Here is a 20181-nt window from a genome sequence, read left to right as displayed (position 1 = left end):
TAAACCTTTGATGAGAAATTAGTAGTCGATAGTGATGGATACTGGGACCGATGGGTCTTTCGCATCATCAATGGCGGTAATAGTGGCTTTGGCTGATTGAGGCGTACCGGTTTTGCCAAAGCTTATTCGGTAAGATGTCGCGCTGATTGGCTGGTCATTGACCCGCCAGGCATAGCCAACAATCTTTCCATCCGCATCCGTGCACTTGGCCTCCGCATAAACCACATAGGCGTTTGGAATGGCAGTTAATTGGCAGGAGGGCTTTTGGTTGGCGACTAAATGCAGCGAGTGGCTCACGGTAGCTGTTTCACCCATCTTGCTATTCAGCGTGTAACTGATGGTGTGATCACCTGGTTCGGTAATGGTGGAGACCATATAGCTTCGATTGGTGTAATCATCAATCTGCAAGCCATCGACTTTCCATATTTGGCCAACAACTGAATCAAGAGGATGTCCTCCATAAATGGTTGGACGGACTGTTACAGTCATTGGTACACGATCATAGTAATTGGACTTTCCAACTTTAATTGTCGGTGCATAGGGAACGGCTGGCTCTGCAACGACATGTTGGGTCAATTGAGTTTGGTTCCCTCTGGAATCGCTAATCTTGATCGTGATGTCATATTCACCTGCGTATACCGCCTGCCCAGCCGCACGGTTTGGGAATGCTTCGTTTTGGCGGGCATTGACATTGGTAGGGAAAATCCATTCATACTTCAAATCCTCAAAGCGCCTATTCATTTCAGGACGATCATGACTTACGATGAAGAACAAATCCGCCGGCGCCTGGACAGTTAATTGTTTAAGCGCAACCGAGAAGTTAGGCCAAACATATTCCCAAGGCACATAGGAAACGGTGGATTCCCTGATTGTGGATTCCTTGAATTCATTAACCCAAGCTCTAAATTTCAAAGGCTTTGGATCGACCAAATCAGATTGCGAAGGCGACCAATCAACTTCATTACCAGTAACTATGCGACCATCAGGCAACTCCCATTCCGACCCGATCGTGTGAACACTAGGAACATTGCCCCAGGAAGGACGTGTTGTACCTACATAGTGATAGGTCTTTCCAACTTCCACATCTCGTGGACCACTTGCTGAAACAGAGGGATAACTGGGGATTTTTGTCGTTATGACGTGGCGATCAATAGTCCATGCGTATTTATCATTTGCATTGGTATCAGACGGTCTGGCTCTTAACGAAATAAGGATTTTATTTTCAGTGCTGTCATTGATGGTTACGGTTGGTCCAGACGTTGTTTCGGCTCTATCGTGATACTCAACAACCCAGTCATAAATTGCGGCGGCGGTTGCTTTTCCATCGCGATAGAGTTCAGCACCAATTGTTACTGGGTAACCAGGTGCAACATGGCTTGGGCCAATAATGTTTACGTCGAGCTTAGAGTATGCCCAAACCTCTACAGGTGTGGTGTAACTTTCAATGCCAGTTTTACTGGCCATTTTTACCCGAATCAATTTGCGGCCGGGTGTTCGCATTCCGATACTGACTCTAACTCTAACAGGGCTCAACGCTTCAATTTCTTGCCACGTGTCGCCGTTATCTATACTTTCTTCCCAGTGGGTTTCTTTTAATGCGACCTTGTTATCGACAGACAAATCAAGATCGAGCGTGAACACCTTCGGAGCAGGCGCTTCGAGTTGTTTCGCGATAATGATTCCAACCAAAGGCGCAGTATTGACTATGCCAACATATTTAGTTGGTGACTGAATTGGGTAATGTAATCCATCGATTGACGAGACAATATCGGCTGACGCTGATATCTTCATAAACAGTTTATTAGCTGGATTTAATTTGAACTCGGCCTCGCCATTCACTAAATCAACGACATCAGATACAGGTGATCTAGCTGAATTATTTGTTTCAACGAATAATTGACCTTTCCAATCACTCAGCATTGTTTTGTCATAAACAAATCCGGCAGCGGTGTATTGCCCAATTTTTACCTTGGCTACTAATTCGTCTGTGCTATTGGCTGTCTGCGGAACTTCGACATGGAGCTTCGGAGTTCCTTGTGGCCCACCAACAACTTTTAACAACTTTTCACTGAAGACAGATGGGTAATCCATCCATGCAACTCGAACTTTGACCTCACGTTCCTGAAGTAACGGTAGATTTTCTGTGGCTAACCAAAAGGAACTGCCATTAGTTACGTTATTTCTTGTGATGGGTTGAACGGTATCATCGGAAGTAATTTTTACCTTGGCTGAAAGAATTGGATTTGTGGATACGGTTAGTCGAGTGAAGGCAGAACCGGACTGAAGGAAATATTTGTCCTCAGCAATTTTGGAGCCTCCGGAAAAAGCCATTCCAGGAGCTGGTGGTTCTGTCACCTGAACAGTATGAGAACCAGTCCCCAATTGAAGAGCCATTCCATCCGCATATATTCTGCTTACTGAATAAGAAATTGATTTTTCGCCAACTGTTGCAAAAGTTCCATTCAGTTGGACAGAGTTTAAGTTAACTGCTGGTGTTAAATCAGAAGGGATCGTGAAGGTTGCGAGACAAGATTTCTTGCCAGCAATGGCATTTTTTAATGCATCGTTATAGTTCAAAAACAAATAACAATTGGTACCGTCAGTCTGTTTAAGCTCTAAATCAGACTTGGAAACGCCAGTAAACATTTCTGTGGCTCCAGAAAATGCAAAGACTGGAATGCTATAATCTCTAACTACAAGCGTTTTTGTTACAGGCTTTAAATCGTATCGTTGACCATCAAGCCAACGTGACACATTCAGGCCAATATCAAAACTCCCCGACAGCGAAGTGTATCCAATTACTGACGGCAACCCATTGCTATCGATAACAGTTTGAAGCCCTGGAACCGAATAGTTGAAGAAAACAAAACATTTTCTCGGATCGTTTTCCGCATCGCTTTGTGTCGAGGTAAGCGGGCAGTTCTTATCCTGAGAAGGAACCACCCCAATTGAAATTTTTGTTTCCCCTTGATCAATAAGTGAAGGTGAAATTGAAATAGAAGGCAATGGTGTCTGTTTGACATTGAAAGCAAATGTCTTCGTTGCTGTCCCTTCCGCACCTTGAATTGATAAGTTGGCGGTATAACCCCCTTCTGACAATCCTTGACCAATCAATGAATATTCGAGATCACTACCAAAATCTGTGAGAGTGATTGGGCGCGATTCAACGGTACTTCCATCCTTATTGGCTGTAATAACAAAATTAGCTGATAAAGCACCATTACAAGCCAGCGCGTCATAATTAAATTTATAGGTAGGTTTAATATATGGCAGTAAGTTCGATGTCGTTGAAAACGAATTAATTGTTGACTGAGGACAAGAAGCGATTATAGTTTTTGACACCTTTCCGACGACTAATAAATCTTGGCCGTTGAACTTACTAACCGTGGCATCAATAGTATATTGACCTGAATTTTGGATAATGCCGTGAAGCGAAGGAAGTGCGCCGGAATTATCTATCGTTAATCCATAAGGAGGAGTTGATAACTCAACCAAGCATTTCGATGCATCTGCCAGAGCAGTAGACTTATCACTTGTAAATTGGCAATTAACAACTGATGGGTTCTGCAAGGTAACATCAATAGTATCCTGTCCATCAATTACCGAGGTTGACGGCAATATGCCCATAACCGGCAAATTAACCGGTTTCACAACCAGTTGAGCGGATTTTACGTCTTCACCTATATCTGTTGCTATATGAGCCTTAACAGAAAAAGTACCTGATTTAGATAAGCCTTTAGTATTGAATAAGGCAACATTACCTATGCCAGTGGTTATATTTTGTAAAACCGTAGACGACACGGAAACATTATTATTATCAAGGATATTGATATCAATCTGTTTTGTTTTTGAACATGCCGGGATTGAGTAAGTTATTGAAGAAGAAAATTCCGTTGCAATCAGAACAGGTGTTGTTGGTGAAAGCGCTGAAATAGAAGGCGCTGTACACGAAACATTTACAGAACCATTCGCGGTAAAAGTTTGATCACCTCGATCAGTAACAACGAATTTAAACGACAATGGCCCTGAAAAAGAGCCGTCCACAGGAGGTGTATATTTAAACTTCCCATTACTAATACTTACCATTCCGGAAGTGGTTTGTTCGGTAATAGCGAACGAAAGATTTTCCCCTTGTCCAGCATCGATATTAGGGTCGACGACGATGGGCAATGTTTCCGCACTGGGAACATAGGATGTTGTGGCTAGAGTAACCGATGCCGAAGTTGGAGCTGCATTGGCGAATCCCTTTGCCTCATTCCCTACTGGCCCAACGGCTCCTCCTACCTTTGTTTTAACGGTGTAGTAGTAATAGGCAACCCCCTGGGTTGTTGAGTCAACAAAATTTGACGATGTTGGATTTCCTATCAGAGACGCTGAACCACCGCTTGATGTGCTTCTCCAAACCTCGTAGCTCGAAGCCTCGGGGTCTGCTGTCCAACTTAATGATATGGCGCTGGTGACGGTCCCAAGACTTGCGGTTAAGGTGGAAATTGGCGCTGGCTGCTTGGACCACCCTGCAGCTTCATTCCCTGCTGGCCCAACAAGCGAACTGACTTTTGTCTTGACGGTGTAATAAAACGCACTCCCCGGTAGCGCGTTGTTATCATCGTAAGAGGTAGTCGTGCCGACGGTTGCTATTAGAGAACCGGTGCCACCGGAAGAGGTTGCTCGATAAATCTCATACCCGGTAGCATCAGGAAGGCCGACCCAAGTTAACTTAACCTTGGCGGTTAAAGTGCCTTGAGTGGCAGAAAGCGTATTGACTGTCGCCGGCAACTTGCCCCAGCCTTCAGCTTGTGAAGAATCGGGGGAACTGCCGGTGCCGTTCTTTGCCACTATCGTATAGAAATAGTGAGCCCCACCCGTTGCGGTGCCATCATCGTAGCTATTGCCTGTCAGGTCGGTTGCAACAGTATTACCTTTGGTACCGGCCGTCGAGGAACGATAAACATCATAAGCAAGAGCGCCGGTGGACGAAGACCAGGAAACCGTTACTTTGTCATAGTAGGTGCCTTGTGAGGCGGTAACGCCAGTTACCTGGACCGGAGCCGGCTGCTTTCCCCAGCCCGCTGCTTCGTTTCCAACCGGACCCTCAACAGTGCCCACGAGGGCGGTAACTTTGTAATAGAACGCATTACCAAATCCAGATGTGGAATCGGTGTAGCTTGCTGCTAACGAAGTGCTTACCAACGTGAGTGCGCCACCGGATGAATTCGCACGATAAACTTTATAGCTAGTCGCGTCGGGTACGGCTAACCAGGATAATTGGACGGCATTGATTACTGTGCCTTGAGTGGCGGTAAGGGTGTTGATGGTTGCCGGCAACTTGCCCCAGCCTTCGGCTTGAGTGGAGTCGGGAGAACTACCTGTGGCATTCTTCGCGACCACCGTATAGAAATAGTGAGTGCCACCACCCATTGCAGCTGTGTCATCGTAAGTGAGAATAGATAGTCCGGATGCAATTAGATATCCTTTGGCACCAAATGCTGTCGAGCGATAAAGATCAAAAGACGCTGCATTGATGGAAAATGACCAGGAAACTTTTACCTTGTCATAGAAAGTATCTTGAGTTGCAGTAACGCCCGTGACTTGAAGGGGGGCGGGTTGTTGTCCCCAGCCTACTACCTCATTACTCTTAGGACCTTCGACCATATCGACCATAGCTGATACTTTGTAATAAAAGGCCAGACCAAAGGAAGATGTCGAATCAGTAAAGTTTGGTGTTGATGAATTACCTATCAGAGTCAATGTGCCACCTGAACTGGGAGCACGGTAAATTTTATAACTCGTAGCATCGGCAACGGGCGACCATGTGAGTTCTACAGCATTGATTACTGTCCCTTGACTGGCTGAAAGAGCATTGATCGTCGTTGGTAACTTGCCCCAACCGTCAACTTGTGAAGAATCGGGAGAGCTGCCGGTGCCGTTCTTGGCCACAATCGTATAAAAATAGTGAGTGCCACCCGTTGCGGTTGTGTCGTCATAGGTGAGAACGGATAAATCCGAAGCAATGATCGATCCTCTTGTTCCAGAATTTGATGATCGATACACATCATAGGTATCCGCATTGGTAGTCGAAGCCCAAGAAACTAAAACTTTGTCGTAATATGTTGCCTGGGAGGCCGATACACCTGTTACTTGATCAGGAACTGGCTGCTTTCCCCACCCAGCAACTTCGACACTTGCAGACCCCTCCACAGCGCCTACCATCACACTGATTTTGTAGTAGAAAGCACTTCCAAAACCAGTAGTTGAGTCTGTGAAACCAGGGACGGTGGAATTGGCAACTAAAGTAAGAGAACCTCCTGAACTGGAAGCACGGTAAATGTTATAACGCGTGGCATCTGGAGTGGCTGACCATGATAACGTGACAGCATTAACGACAGTACCTTGGGTAGCCGATAGCCCGCCTACCGTACCTGGAATTTTGCCCCATCCTTCTGACTGACTGGAATCGGGAGCATAACCAGCGGCATTTTTTGCCACCACTATATAGAAGAAGGGGCTTCCTCCTGTAGCAGCTGTATCGTCATAACTGAGGGCCGCCAGATTGGATGCTATTAGCGAACCTTTGTCGCCTGCAGTCGATGAACGGAAAATGTCGTAAGAGCTGGCATTTGCGGCAACAGACCAAGCAATGCTTACCTTTTCATAATAGGCTCCTTGAGAAGCAGTAACACCGGTAACTTGATCAGGAACAGGCTGCTTTCCCCATCCGACTGCTTCATTACTTTGCGGCCCTTCAATCGTGCCAACAATGGCTGTCGTCCTGTAATAATAAGCGGCACTAAAACCCGAAGTAGAGTCAGTGAAAGTTGGGGTTGTCGCACTTCCTATCAGTGTTAATGCTCCGCCTGAACTGGAAGCACGGTAAACGTTATAACTTGTAGCATCGGCAACGGGTAACCAACTCAGATCGACAGCATTGAGTACGGTGCCTTTCGTCGCTGAGAGAGTGCTAATAGTCCCAGGAACTTTTATCCACCCTTCGGATTGGGTTGAGTCTGGTGAATTGCCCGTGGCATTCTTAGCTACAACCGTATAGAAATAGTGAGTGCTGACAGTTGTGGCGGTATCATCGTAGCTATTGCCTGTCAGGTCGATTGCAACGGTATTGCTTTTGGAACCGGCTGTAATGGATCGATAGACATCATAAGCAAGAGCGCCGGTGGACGAAGACCAGGAAACCGTCACCTTGTCATAGTAGACTCCTTGAGAGGCCGAGACGCCTGACACTTGAGACGGAGTGGGCTGCTGTCCCCAGCCTGTTGCCTCATTGCCCAGTGGACCTTCAACCCCGCCGACAATTGCTGTTGCTTTGTAATAATAGGCCGTTCCAAACCCTGATGATGCGTCGTTATAGGAAGTTGTTACCGTCGAACCAAGAAGACTTAGCGCTCCCCCTGAGCTGGTTGCTCGATAGATGTTGTAACCCGTGGCATTTACTATAGGACTCCATGTCAAATGAACTGCATCAATAACGGTACCTTGCGTGGCTGTTAATGTGTTCACGGGCGATACTATGTTTCCCCATCCTTCAACCTGAACGGAATCAGGTGAAGCTCCTGACGCATTCTTGGCAACTAATGTGTAGAAATAGTGGGTGGCATTATTAGTAATATCATCAAAAGTAAGAACGGTTAAATTCGAAGCAAGAGCAGAACCTTTTGTTCCATATGCTGTAGATCGATAGACATCATATGCAGTGGCCCTTGGCGCCGATGACCATGAAAGTGTTACGCGCTGTAATAATGTACCTTGAGTTGCCGTTACACCTGTTACCTGAGACGGAGCAGGCTGGGCTCCCCATGCGGTCAAGAAAAAAGAAAATAACGTCAAAAAAGTAAAAATGCGCATGAGGATTTTCCGCCCAGAATTTTTGACTATTAACACAAAATTAAAGCCGCTTGATAACTTCAAAAGGCTATGAAATAGGCGTGTCTTTTGATCAGCTTCCAGAGTTAGCGGTGTTGCATTTAGAGAATATTTGAGCTTGAGAATTAACTGCTAGAGTATATGGTGGGTTGACAATTTTGGCGCCAAAGGTGAGAGGGAAAGAGACTGTTGGGTTTTGCGCTGCTTTTGGATAATCATCGGCGGAAAGGCGAGATTTCTTTATTGGCAAAAAAAACCGGACGCTGAAACAAAATCAGAGTCCGGTTTTTTGGTTGGAATTGGCGTCAACATGGCAGTTAACATCCTTTTTTTCCGAAAGTTTCGATGATCTCAAGCAGTTCCGTTCTGAAGCTGCCGAAAACATGGATATCCCTATTCAAGCTTCTGGCACGCACAGCAATTCCAAGTCTTTGCCGAAGATTCGGGTTTACACGGAATTCGCTGCGGAGCCAGTCGCGATAATGCTCCTTGCCACCCTCCCATCCATGGGGCGGTGAAAAAGGAGACCGAGGAATGCCTGGAGAGGTATCAATTCTACTAGCGTCGAAAACATACTGACACATAGCAACCTCCAGCCTAACTTACAGACCGAAAGACAAACGCATTCGGCCCGCTTTGATTGAGGACATCCAGCCAATCGATGCTTTTGGCATCAATAGGCAAAGGCCCTGACGGTTCACGGATTTCAACTTGAATGCCCTGTGCTTTAGCGCGTTCGGCAAGTTTTTGAGCCGCGAAGGTTCCTGCAAGCGATCGATCCAGATCCGACCAAATGATGAGCTTTTCCACGCCTTGCGGAATGATAAAGTGACTCATCAACGTGGAACTGATCAATGGCCATGCCACCATTCCCGTTGCTTCGATAACAGCCAAGGCTGTTTCGATGCCCTCTGTAACAGATAGAACACGACCAGGCTTTCCAAGATGAATACCAGATCCCACAATCAATCTATCCGCGGGTACGGGCATTAACTTCTTGGGAGAATTAACCGGCGCCTTGCGACCATCATCCGTCAAAAAGGTGCGATGGATCGTAACGGCCTGGTTGTTTTTTTCGACCAAAGCCAGCATTGCAGGAAAGTATCCAGCCACATGGTTGTCTTCGTTCCGATACTGCATCTTCGGATGAAACCGAAGGCTTGGCCAATTGGGTAGCCAGCTATCCAAACCGCGCGATTGTAAGTAAAGCCTTACAGGTTCGGCATCGGGATGATGGATCGATGTCGACTCCTGCCAGACTGATCGTAAAAGCAATCTGAGTTTGTCATCGTTCACAGAGGATTTTGACTGATCAAATTGCGGTTGCTTTTTTACGGCTGGTTTCGCGCGTCTGAAACTTGAAGATATTCCAAGCGCATCAGCTACGGCCGATAGCGCTTCCGGAAAACTCCAACCTCTCAGCCACATCAGCAATGAAAAGCCGTCTGGTTTAGGTCCGCATGTGTTGCAGCAACCTCCACCCGACAAGTTGGCATCTCGAAATAAACGAAAGCCATCTTTTCCACCATGGACAGGGCAAGGAATATGCCGGAGTCCTGGCTTTTCGATTGCTTGGCTGATTTCAGGGGCAAGGTCATCTAAAACAGACAACCATGAGCCACGAACAGCATCTCTTACATCTTTGGATTCAATGGCTGAGGCGTTCATGCGAGCACCTCATCAACAATGGCTACAGTCTTGACGAAAAACAACGCATTCAAGAAAGATTCACGGCCATTGTCCCAACGAATCGTGACGTAAAAATCCCGACGATAACGGCCAACCTCTTTGAGATTAACGATTTCGCCAACGGATTGTTTATTCACATCAGGAAGAGCATCTTCACAGACGGGACGTACATGGGTTCCAACTTTGATATTGGTGTATTGCATGGTTTTTCTCCTAGTAATGTCCCGGCAGGCAGGGATGGAAAAACCACCCGAGAGAAACCATGCGCCCAAAGGGAGATGAATTCTCCCAGATGGGTTATTTTAAAAACTATCTACTCGACATTGGTGGAATGAAACAAACCAGCTTTCGTTAAGCAGGCTCGAACACAATCATCCATCGAAGAAAGCGTACAGTCATACATCCCTATAATATGATTCAGCACATTATCTGGAAGAGAGATATTAAACTGCTCTAAAGCTATCCGTCTGGCTTGTTGACAAGGATGATTGCCACTCAAAAGTCGGTCGTAAAACTCAGAAGCGGCTTCCAGGTCTTCATCAGAAATTTCATCAACTTCTTCAAAACACATAGTTACCTCCTAAGCTGCACGAGCAATAAGCTTTTTTACTTTGACCGGACGTTGTATCGTTTCCTCGACAACGTCAAAATCATCAAGCAGCGCGATGAAGTTGCTACGAATATCGTCGCAAGCGGCATCAAAAGCGCAGACGAGATCAACACGATCGCGTAAAGCATCCATTGACCAGTCTTCGGCATAAAAATCCTCATGCTGATCGATGCTTTTGCCCGGATAAACGGATAATTGCGAAGGCGACACATCGAAGTTTCGACGTGGTTTACTGCAAACACCACAGGCATCAGTAACTGTGCAATTAAGGTTAACCAATTGAGATCTTATGCGAACAATCAATGACAATTTCTCATCTATTGAAAGCGGTAAAGCCTCGATTGCAGGCTGACTCAAATAAACATCAGGAAGCCAAGATTTCTGACTTCTGAGTATTTCCTGAGCAATGACATTCTCGTTAGCATCTTCGAAAGTCGGTGGCACTTTTTTGAAGCTCCGTTGACCACAAGAAGGACAGTAGCTGAGATGACCAGTTAATTCACGGCGAGATTGATACAAGACCAAATATCCACCTGAACGACCGTTCGTGCCAATCGTGTAACAACCACCTTGAGAAGTAGTGAACTCGTCAATTGGCCATCTGATTTCATCCCAAAAATCAGTATCCAGCGATTCATAGGCTTTATCTGATTGCTCAGAGGTTAAACCGAGACGATGGATCTTGATGCAATGGGCGTATGACGAAGAACGATTCCAAGAACTCATTGTGTTATAGCGGTAATGAGATTTTAAAAAATCAACCATGGCGGAACGGCTGCGACGGTCAACTTTCTTTTGAAAAAAGAAATTAGACATGATTTTTCTCCTGCTTAAAAAGCAAAAAAGCGGGAAAAATCAGTAATCCCGTGGGGAAAATGAAATTTCCCGCAGGGGTTAAGTAAATTTAATTAATAGCGTCAATCGAAAAGTTATATGAGCCAGTTTCATTTTTATCGAAACCGGATGTATAGCCTTCGCTGACAAGTTTCAGTGCTTCATTCAAAGCCAATTCCAGATCGAAGGTTTCGACGCCTTCAATTTCAAGCGTCATTTTCATACGCTTTTTGTTCTTGGCACCGTAATGACTTTCGGCTTCTTTAAATGCTGATTCAGGAGTTAAAGCCGTTGCAGCAATGCTTCCAACTGCGCCGAACAACTGAATAGCAATCCAGGTGTGGTCAGCCGTTTTGCGGATGGTAATCGCCCAAAATACCTTTGGCATCACATTGGGTATCGCCGTTAGGGTTTTGGTAAGGTTGTCCAATAGTCATAGTGTGTTTCCTCTAAGAAAGAAACCAGGAAACACAATCCGCGAACGGGAAATGTTTCCCGGCCGGGTTAAAAATAAAGATGAATCAGGATGGTGTTACGGTAGCAACATGACCATTTTCATCCAATGTAATGACAAATGATTTCCCAAACAGAGAAGGACAGCCGCTAAAGTTCGGCAGCAATCGTTTCAGTGCTTCAGTGATATCAGATGATGTGTTCGCAACCACAAATTGCGAGAAATCAAACTCATCCGCTTCATAAGCTGACTGTTGAAAATCGTATTCATCTCTGAATGAATTCGACTGAGTGAGAACAGAGCCAGAACCATCTCTTTTAAGGACAATTGCTTTCTCTCCATCGAACATGGAATTGCCATCAATCTCAACAAAATCATTGCCAACATGAATTCGATAAGCATCACAAAAAACCGAATCAAGACATGCCCATTGACCAGAAAAATAAGCCGTATGAGATTCATTGATCAGTTCAATGGAAACTTTTTCACCATTAAGGTTGCGAATATGTGCATGCAGCCAGTGTTCTGAATCGAGTTTGTTCGAACTGGAGTGATAGTAGATGTAGAACTCGTTCATATATACATACATCGACAACGCAGAGCCTTCATCTTGCATGTACTCATCGAAAGAAACCACTTGGCGACCGGCTAGAATTTCATCGCGGTGCACTGGCTTTTCGAGACGAGACTCATAATCACCGAAGTTTTCATCATTGCAATTTGGATAACCGGTTATCTCGCACAAAACATGCCAGGGGATAACTGGCACATCATTGAGAAGATAAAGCAAATTCCAGTCATTGATGATGTCGTAATAAGCGACAAAATCCAAAGCAGACAAACTTGATTTCATCTCAATAAGGCGCTTTTCGATCTGGGATCTTAAAACACCTTCAACTTGCTTTAGCACATCTTGCTTATCAACCAATTCGTCGCGGTCTGGCAATCGACCAAAAAATTTCGAAGAGTCAAGATGAATAATATGATAGCCAGGCGAACCAAATGATCCATAGCTTGAAGACTTGTAGATTGGCAAGCCCTGCAAATACATCAAGTAGTTCTTGTTATGCTGATCTGGCTTGTTAAAAACCAGCCAGGCAAACATAACCAATTTCTGTATTATCAAATTCAAGACCTGAATCCATCGCATGAGGACGATTGAGTTCAGCGCCATTGAATAGAACGGGAATTGGAAATGCAGTGGCAAGACGTTTAAGTTCGTGCTCGATACGACCCAATTCAAGATCAACAGCAACCATAGTAATGATTGTTACATTGTCCCATTTTGGGACAGGAGTAATATTGACCGGCTTGAATGACAGAACATCATCGGTATTAACGGAAATTCTTCCGCTTTTACTGACGACAGTGATATGACGGCAGGCAAATAATGCAGATAAAAAACCAATGCCAAAAGGATGTTCTTGAGCAACCACATCGGCGTCCCAACCGGATTCGGCGACGGTAAGCAGGGTCTCGATAGAATCGATACCACAGCCATCATCAGTCACGCGAAGTATCTTGGTTTCGGGAGCAAATTCGAAATTTACCGAAGTTGCGCCTGCACGACGGGCATTTTGCATGAGCTCACCCAAAACCGTGGTCTTATTGGTAAAGCTGAACTTCAAGCTTTTGACCAGGTTGGATTGATTAACTTTCATTGATACTTGTTTCATGTTTTGTCTCCAATATAGAAAAATCACCGGAAACAAAACAATCCCAATGGGAAATTTTGTTCCCAGTTGGGTTAAGTTAAGACGTGTCTTTATGAATTAGATCAGTTTAAGCGAGTAACTTAATCCTGACGGTTTGCAGTCTTTCAGGCTGAAGAGGCAATCCTGAAGAAAGCTTTCAAACTTAAAAAATCTGCGGGTTTGCGCGTATTCTTTCAGCGATGTGAGCAGAATGCGGCAAGTGTTATGGTCGGTGGTATTGATGAATTCGGAATCATCCGAAACAGAAAATACCTTGACCAAGGAGCTGGATTCATCCTCGTTAAAAACAAGTCCGAAATCGATATTGTCGCCGCTATTGGCGGGCGAAATTTGAAAATAGAATTTACACATGACAATCTCCCTAAAAAAGAGGGAAATCATCATTGCCCAGCCAGGGAATAAAGATTTCCCCAGAGGTTAAAAAATCACGCCGAAGCGCTTAACAGGTTGCCTTATTTAGAGTGCTGAACTGGCACTTGCTTTTGAGTTCTCTTAGAGAACTACAAAAATCCGTCTTTCCACAACACTCATGCCAAGCATTCTGGAAAGACGGTACCGGCAGTATGCCAGATACCGTCAAGGTTTTTTAAATCGAAAGACGCCTTTTTTAGCGCGTCTTTCGGTTGGTGGTTAGCTTAGTTCGTGGGCAAAACTTCAGCCTCTAAACCAGCCTCATTTGACCAATAACATCGCTCAGAATCAGAATTGATGACCTTTAGTGCTGTATCATCGTGATCAGAAAATGATTCGAGACGGTAATTATCTTGCCAGGTAGATGAACAATCCATGCAGGTCACGAATGACCATGCAAGATCGCCATCCGCTTCCATTGCTCCATGAGACTCAATGTTCATAGAGCCGCAGTTTGGACAGAATTTACCGTGCGTTCTAAGGTAATTTTCCTGTTGAACATCGATTTTATGGTCGCATTCAACGGGCTGATCAAAAGCGGCGAACACTTCCTCAACACGCTGATTATTGGTAATGGCTTGCTCAATGTGTCCGAGAAACTCGGTTCCATTGGACAAAGTTGCCAATTCGTCTAAATCAGCGCCCTCAATATCGAAGTCCTGTATAGCAACACAAATATTGAGAGGTGAATCGGTGTAAACGGCTTGAACTAAACCGCCTTCAACGTGAATGACCAAATTGATGGTTTTTTGACTGGTAGTCATGGTGTTTCTCCAATAAAAGTAATTAAACGGGAAACACAAAGCCCATGCCGGGATAAGTGTTTCCCGGAAGGGTGAAAGAAAAAGTGATGTGGGTGTTAGCCTTGGAGCGCCAAATCAATCGAATTAAGCAACTCTTCAGAACAACCACCGTGATTTTGCCAAGCAATCAGCAATGCGCTTCTGCATTCAATCAACAGAGATTTGAACTGTTGATCATCAGAAACATCCGACGACAAAGCATCATTGATGCGTTGAATTAAAGCTGGATCAACTCCTTCAGACTTTGCAAAAGACCAATCAGGCAAAGCTGCACGTGCTTGTTCAATCGCTTCACGAATAGACCATTGAGAAGTATTTACACCCAAAGTCGCAGCGTGAAGAATCTCTGCACCAGGATAAGCGTCTTCGGCTTGTTCCATAGCTGTAGCGGCTTGCAATCAAAAACCCTCAAACCAGCAATCAGCGCAATTTTCGACCGGAATTAAATGCAACTGAAGGCCATTCAAACCGAGATTATTTGCAACTGAACCTGCAATCATTCATACCGACCTGCAATTATCCGCCGGAAACCAGGATTATTTGCAACTGACCGCAGATAGTTCAAATTGGTAATCCAGCCAGGCGCATACGATCTCGTAGCTCGCTGGCACGGACTGGATCGAGCTGGTTGGCAAATAGCGCTTTGATTTCTGCCGGTTTTGCATCAAAGTTCTGCACCAATTCCCGCAGACCATAGCCTTGCCGCGTGATGGTGGCCTCCATATCATCCAAATGCTTGGAGAGTACCGTTTCGACCAATTCAGCATCTACCGGTAATTCGCCTGATTGATAACCGGCTTCAAAAGCCTGAGTGAGATGCCATTCGATCTGTAAGGCTGTCCGTAACCGGCTTGCCAAGAGATCGATGGCATCGGCGGTCATCAATGCCTCTATCCCTTCCTGGCGTCCGGTGCAGGTAGTGAGCAACCATCGAATGTATTCACGTTGGCTGCCCGTGATACCATCCATTGAAAACATATCGGTACGTAAGCCGATTTCTTCCAATTTGGGGCGGCGCAAATCATTACGCAGCTTGGGCCAACCCGCAAGGACTACTGACAAACATCCGCCATCGCTTTCAATCACTTCCATAAGCCGTTTGATGCCGGTTAAAGCGTCATCTTTCAAGGCATGGGCATCGTCGATAAATAAAGCCACCGGGCGTTTGCCCTTTTTGACCAACTCCTGTAATTCCCGTTCACGGTCCTCGGATCGGGAAGGTATCCTGACCTTCTTTCCGGCTGACAGATCGTAGAACAGTGCCGCCATCAGTGTGTTCAGTTTAACGTTGTGCTTTTCTACCGCCTGTGAGCGGGAGACGGTGACTTTATTTTCGTCTTTCAGTTGTTGCTGCAATCGCCGTAAAGTGACGGTTTTGCCGCTGCCAATGACGCCGTAGAGAACGATAATCCGGCCTTCATGGATAGCACCGCGAATATTCTTGAACAATTGACTGTGATGTTCGGTTTCGTAATAACCGGCGCGATTCAGTGGTTTGGTTAGCCCATAATAGTCCATCACTTCAACCCGCATGTTGACCCCCTTGGGTTTCTTGGTGTCTAAAGTATTCCCGGATGCGTGTAAGTACGATACTTCGCGCGAGGGTTTCGGCTAGCACGTTGTCGATGAATGCGCGATCATTGGGTGTAAGCTTAGCTAATGGCTTGGCAATTTCATCGGCGATAGCCAGCTTAGCCGCGATCTTGCTAGGATAATGGTATTCCTGAAGGTCGGTGATGAAGGGCTGCCGCGGCAGATCTTCCTTTAATATCGCCGGTTCCGTCAGTTGGAAATCCGTTTCACCGGTTAATGCGGCGATGGGAAGCCCGAGTTGATCGGCAAGTTGCCGGATGCGATCAGCCTTTTCGTCTATTGCCGTTTTCTTGAAGGCCCGGTACCGATTAAGGGGAATGGGGCCTGAAATAGGAGCGTATGGCCCGGAACGTTCGCCATCGTATTCGACATAGAGTTCGGTGTCGAATAACCCCCATAGTAGCAACACGGTTTCACCGGCCAGTTCCGGCGCTACCTCATAGGCGGTACCATCCACCGAAACCCGCGCATCGGCCCCGACCTTGTGCCGCTCTGGCTCCCGAGCAAACCGGCAAAACTGTTCCCAGGAACACATTTCGCGAAAACCAATTGCCGGCAAGTTGGCGAGCCAGTCCTCCAGCCGTGTGTGTGGTTCGCTCCGATGTGGCTTCCGGTTGTAGTCCAACAAATAATTTTGCAACCACAAGTTGGCTTCGGCCTCATTCTGCGGCTGATGGAAATGATACAGGGTTTCATGTACCTCTTTCACGGTACGAAACGGCCGTTCAACTTTGCCGGTAGCACGAGCAGTGACGCGGCGGCCATCTTTTCCCGCTGGCATGTGGGTTTGCCAATTGGTACCCAATGCATCCATCACATTCTGGAAAACCCGGCTCTTGGACACCGGGCCACAATCCATGTAGATCATTTCCGGAATGCCTTGAAACGGAAAATCCGGCATGTAGGGTTTGGGCGCCATGGCATTGAACAGAAACCGCAACGCCGATTCGGCATCTTCACCGTAGACACAACGATATTCCTCATACCCTACTCCACTGCGGTCATCGACAATGCTGTATAGCATCAGGGTGGGCGCACCTCGGCTGGGTTCAATCCACAAGGGTGCTTTAACATGTTTAAGCTCGGAAGGCGACATATCGAATTGCCAGCAAGCGTTGCTTAATTCGGCCTGGAACCGCACTGCGGGGGGTTGTCGGGTCAATCGCGGTTGATCGAGTTTCCAGTAGCTCAGGTAATAATTTACTGTACTGGCAGTTAATAAACCTTTGGGAACACGGATCAATCCTTGTGGGGTTTCTAAGCCATATTTTTCCATCAGTTCGATGGCCCGGCAAGTGGAAACATGGCGGCCCTTCTTGTTAGTCGTCCGCAGTTTCAATGCCGCGATCAGTTCGCAGTAGTGCTCCAGTTCTGGTTTCGGTAGCACACGCGGTTTGCCACGGTCGCCGCGCTGGGCGGCCTTGGGTTTGTGTAAATCCCGGAGTGCGCGATAAACCGTGTCGGTGGAAACGGCGTAGAGTTCGGCGATGGATTTGACCTGGGCAGCTCGTTCCGGACTTTTTGGGGGCAATCGATCCAGCCGTTGGCGCAATGCCAACAGCGAGTCAGTTGGAATGGGGCTATGCCGCGTCGCGGGCATTGACACCCTGCTCCGCGAGATAGTTATACAGAGTGCTTTTGGAAATCCCCATGATTTGGCAGATTTCCACGATGCTGTGTTGGCGTTCTTTATAAAGGCGTAACGCTAGCTCGCGTTTTTTCGGATCAAGTAGCTTTGGCCGACCGCCTAGCCGTCCTCGTGCACGCGCTGCCGACAATCCCGCCTGGGTGCGTTCGCGAATCAGGTTGCGTTCGAACTCAGCCAAAGCGCCGAACAGATGAAACACCAATCGGCCACCACTGGTGGTGGTATCAATATTCTCTTGCAGGCTTCGGAGTCCGATGCCTTGCTGTTCCAGTTTTTCAACCAGGTGGATCAGATGTTTCAAAGAGCGCCCCAGTCGATCCAGACGCCAAACCACCAGCGTGTCATCTGAGCGGGCTATTTCCAGAACACCGGCCAGACCAAGACGGTCGGTACTAGCACCGCTCTGCTGATCCGTGTAAATCTTTTCGCAACCCGCTTTTTCAAGCGCGTCCCGTTGCAAGTCCAGATTCTGATCATCAGTGGACACCCTGGCATAACCGATCAACATTATTTCTCTATCCTCTAGTCCAATAAGTCTCAAGAACGGAGTATATCTGGAATTTGTTTTGTGGAATAGTTTTATGGACTCTGGAAGCCATATGGAACGGTGTCATGATATGGAAGATTAAAAAGTCCAGAAAACGGACGTATTCTGGACTGGACAATTTTCGAAGTCGGTGTCAGCAGCAACTTGGCCGACAAAGACACAACCCATACTTGTCCATTTGCCTCAATTACTTAATTGGCAGGCATCTGAGCCCAAGCCACCATTCAAGATAATATTTATGGTTGTTTATAAATAGCTGATGATTGGAAAACTGAGGGACAATAAAACCCCTTCAACATTTAATTCAAAGAAATGTCGCCTTTAACCATCGGCAAACTTGCCAAGCAAACCGAAGTCACCATTGAGACTATCCGCCACTATCAACGCATTGGTTTACTGACGGAACCAGAGAAACCCCAGGGTGGCTACCGATGTTATTCAGATGATGCGATTACTCGAATCCGCTTTATCAAGCGCGCTCAACAGGCTGGATTTACCTTGAAGGAAATTGCCACTTTATTATCTCTCGATGGAGCTCATTGCACGGATATACGACAACTCGCCGAGCAGAAATGCCAGCAGATCAATCAACAGATTAAGGATTTAACGGCTCTCCGTCAGGTATTGGTAACCCTGGTCAATGACTGTCAGGAGACAGCATCATTCGAGCGTTGCGCCATTCTCGATGCGTTTAGCGATGATGCTTCAACCAAGCCCTGATTCATAATGACATTGCCGCCCACTTGACCCTGTTCTAAAGAACAGGGTTTAGACTTCTGACCAACATTGGTAATTGTTTGGTTTAGGAGATTCACATGAATACAGACCCTGAAACACCTATTAACACCCCGTCATGGTTAGGTATCGGCGCCATTTTAGCCGCTATAGGGGCTTCGGCCTGCTGTGTCGGGCCTTTTCTATTTTTATCTTTAGGCATTGGTGGGGCATGGATGAGTACGCTTACGGCAATGGAACCGGCCCGTCCTTTTTTTATCACCCTGACCCTAGTCTTTATGGCATTAGGGTATCGCAAACTTTATCGGACACCTTCCTGTTGTGAAGAAGGTGCGAGCTGCGCCATAGCCAACATCCAACGCAAACAACGCCTAGTGTTTTGGCTTGGCTCTGCGTTCATTTTGCTGCTACTTGCCTTTCCGTGGGTAGCACCCTTTTTTATAGCTTGAGAGAATCGATATGACAATTAAAACCAGTTTGTTAATTTTGAGCTTGTCATCAAGCACACTGTGGATGCCGACAGCCTATGCTGAAACCACTGTTGCACAGCCAAACCAACAGCAAACGGTGACGCTGAATATAGAAAACATGACTTGCGCAATGTGTACAGTCACCATCAAAAAAGCCTTACAGAAAGTCGAAGGCGTACAAGCAGTAGCTGTCGATTACGATTCCAAAACGGCGGTGATCTCTTTCGATGGCACAAAAACCGATAGTGCAGCCCTGATCAAAGCCACGACGGATGCTGGCTATCCGGGTTCCATAGCCACACCTGTTTCTCGATAAAGTCGAGGATATGGTCTATGTCTGATTGTTGCAGCCCAAATACACCTACTAAAACCAAACAGATTTGTCCTGAATGCGGCTCCACTTGTAAAAGTGTCGGTATGCCTACGCTTTATCATCAGGTCAGGTTTCCCGAGAATGAGGCAATTATCACTGACAGCTATTTTTTTTGCCCTGCCAAAACATGCTCAGTTGGGTACTTTTCCAGTGCGGGCAACATCATTATTCCAAAACAGCATTTCCGAAGTTATCGAGCCATTCAAAACGACGGGCTTTGTTACTGTTTTGATATTGACGCCGAGCAGTATTTAACGGCGTTAAAAGATCAACGGGCAGAGCCGATCAAAGCTTTCGTCATGCAACGAACTCAAGCCGGGGAATGTGCGTGTGAAATTAGAAACCCGTCAGGCCAATGCTGTTTAGCGAATTTCAAGCGTTTAGAAAATGAGCGCAAAACAGATGTCAAATGATCGCTATAAAC

16 protein-coding genes and 1 pseudogene are annotated in these 20181 nt (G+C 46.3%); 3 read left to right on the top strand and 14 right to left on the bottom strand.

The annotated features are described in order from the left end of the window. Positions 1-18: 18 nt before the first annotated feature. The 14 genes from GO003_RS16925 to GO003_RS16860 form a co-directional block, all read right to left on the bottom strand. A complete protein-coding gene (locus tag GO003_RS16925) occupies positions 19-7857 on the bottom strand; it encodes a fibronectin type III domain-containing protein (protein WP_159654367.1) in 7839 nt (2612 codons plus the stop codon). A 615-nt stretch (positions 7858-8472) separates the two neighbouring features. Next, positions 8473-9543 carry a DUF7146 domain-containing protein gene (locus GO003_RS16920; RefSeq protein ID WP_159654365.1) on the bottom strand — a complete coding sequence of 357 codons (1071 nt, stop codon included), beginning with the start codon at positions 9541-9543 and terminating at the stop codon, positions 8473-8475. Then, on the bottom strand, positions 9540-9767 hold the full coding sequence (locus GO003_RS16915) for a hypothetical protein (RefSeq protein WP_159654363.1): 228 nt from the start codon (positions 9765-9767) through the stop codon (positions 9540-9542). Before GO003_RS16915 ends, GO003_RS16920 begins: the two co-directional genes overlap by 4 nt. Positions 9768-9877: 110 nt before the next feature. Beyond that, the gene (locus tag GO003_RS16910; RefSeq protein ID WP_159654361.1) at positions 9878-10135 is read right to left on the bottom strand and encodes a hypothetical protein; all 258 of its coding nucleotides are present in this window, start codon (positions 10133-10135) and stop codon (positions 9878-9880) included. 9 nt (positions 10136-10144) lie between these two features. Beyond that, positions 10145-10990 (bottom strand): cysteine protease, encoded by an 846-nt coding sequence (locus GO003_RS16905; protein ID WP_159654359.1) that lies wholly within the window; start codon positions 10988-10990, stop codon positions 10145-10147. Between the two features lie 88 nt (positions 10991-11078). Next, entirely contained in the window at positions 11079-11438 is a 360-nt protein-coding gene (locus GO003_RS16900) for a hypothetical protein (RefSeq protein WP_159654357.1), read from the bottom strand. 91 nt (positions 11439-11529) lie between these two features. After that, entirely contained in the window at positions 11530-12567 is a 1038-nt protein-coding gene (locus GO003_RS16895) for a hypothetical protein (RefSeq protein WP_159654355.1), read from the bottom strand. Further along, entirely contained in the window at positions 12545-13138 is a 594-nt protein-coding gene (locus GO003_RS16890; protein WP_159654353.1) for an ATP-binding protein, read from the bottom strand. Before GO003_RS16890 ends, GO003_RS16895 begins: the two co-directional genes overlap by 23 nt. A gap of 96 nt (positions 13139-13234) precedes the next feature. After that, complete coding sequence (locus GO003_RS16885; RefSeq protein ID WP_159654351.1) at positions 13235-13528, bottom strand: hypothetical protein; 294 nt, start codon at positions 13526-13528, stop codon at positions 13235-13237. A gap of 284 nt (positions 13529-13812) precedes the next feature. Next, positions 13813-14352 (bottom strand): hypothetical protein, encoded by a 540-nt coding sequence (locus GO003_RS16880; RefSeq protein WP_159654349.1) that lies wholly within the window; start codon positions 14350-14352, stop codon positions 13813-13815. A 95-nt stretch (positions 14353-14447) separates the two neighbouring features. Then, the gene (locus GO003_RS16875) at positions 14448-14771 is read right to left on the bottom strand and encodes a hypothetical protein (RefSeq protein WP_159654347.1); all 324 of its coding nucleotides are present in this window, start codon (positions 14769-14771) and stop codon (positions 14448-14450) included. Positions 14772-14952: 181 nt separating this feature from the next. Then, complete coding sequence (locus GO003_RS16870; protein ID WP_159656558.1) at positions 14953-15924, bottom strand: ExeA family protein; 972 nt, start codon at positions 15922-15924, stop codon at positions 14953-14955. Next, on the bottom strand, positions 15914-17560 hold the full coding sequence (locus GO003_RS16865) for an IS481 family transposase (protein WP_206444674.1): 1647 nt from the start codon (positions 17558-17560) through the stop codon (positions 15914-15916). The genes GO003_RS16870 and GO003_RS16865 overlap by 11 nt, the downstream gene beginning before the upstream one ends. Positions 17561-17564: 4 nt before the next feature. Continuing rightward, on the bottom strand, positions 17565-18140 hold the full coding sequence (locus GO003_RS16860; RefSeq protein ID WP_159656562.1) for a recombinase family protein: 576 nt from the start codon (positions 18138-18140) through the stop codon (positions 17565-17567). Between the two features lie 351 nt (positions 18141-18491). On the opposite strand from GO003_RS16860, the gene GO003_RS16855 reads away from it, so the two are divergent. The 3 genes and pseudogenes from GO003_RS16855 (at position 18492) to GO003_RS16840 (ending at position 20170) form a co-directional block, all read left to right on the top strand. Beyond that, positions 18492-18899, top strand: coding sequence for a MerR family transcriptional regulator (locus GO003_RS16855; RefSeq protein ID WP_159656564.1), 408 nt, complete (start codon positions 18492-18494; stop codon positions 18897-18899). A 95-nt stretch (positions 18900-18994) separates the two neighbouring features. Further along, positions 18995-19700: pseudogene (locus GO003_RS26640) on the top strand (MerT/CopZ fusion-like heavy metal transport selenoprotein). A 17-nt stretch (positions 19701-19717) separates the two neighbouring features. Then, on the top strand, positions 19718-20170 hold the full coding sequence (locus GO003_RS16840) for a putative iron-sulfur cluster-binding metallochaperone (RefSeq protein WP_159656570.1): 453 nt from the start codon (positions 19718-19720) through the stop codon (positions 20168-20170). Positions 20171-20181 lie beyond the last annotated feature (11 nt).

The sequence above is a fragment of the Methylicorpusculum oleiharenae genome (genome assembly GCF_009828925.2).
In the GTDB taxonomy this organism is placed as follows: domain Bacteria; phylum Pseudomonadota; class Gammaproteobacteria; order Methylococcales; family Methylomonadaceae; genus Methylicorpusculum; species Methylicorpusculum oleiharenae.
This window is presented reverse-complemented; position numbering and strand designations above follow the sequence as displayed.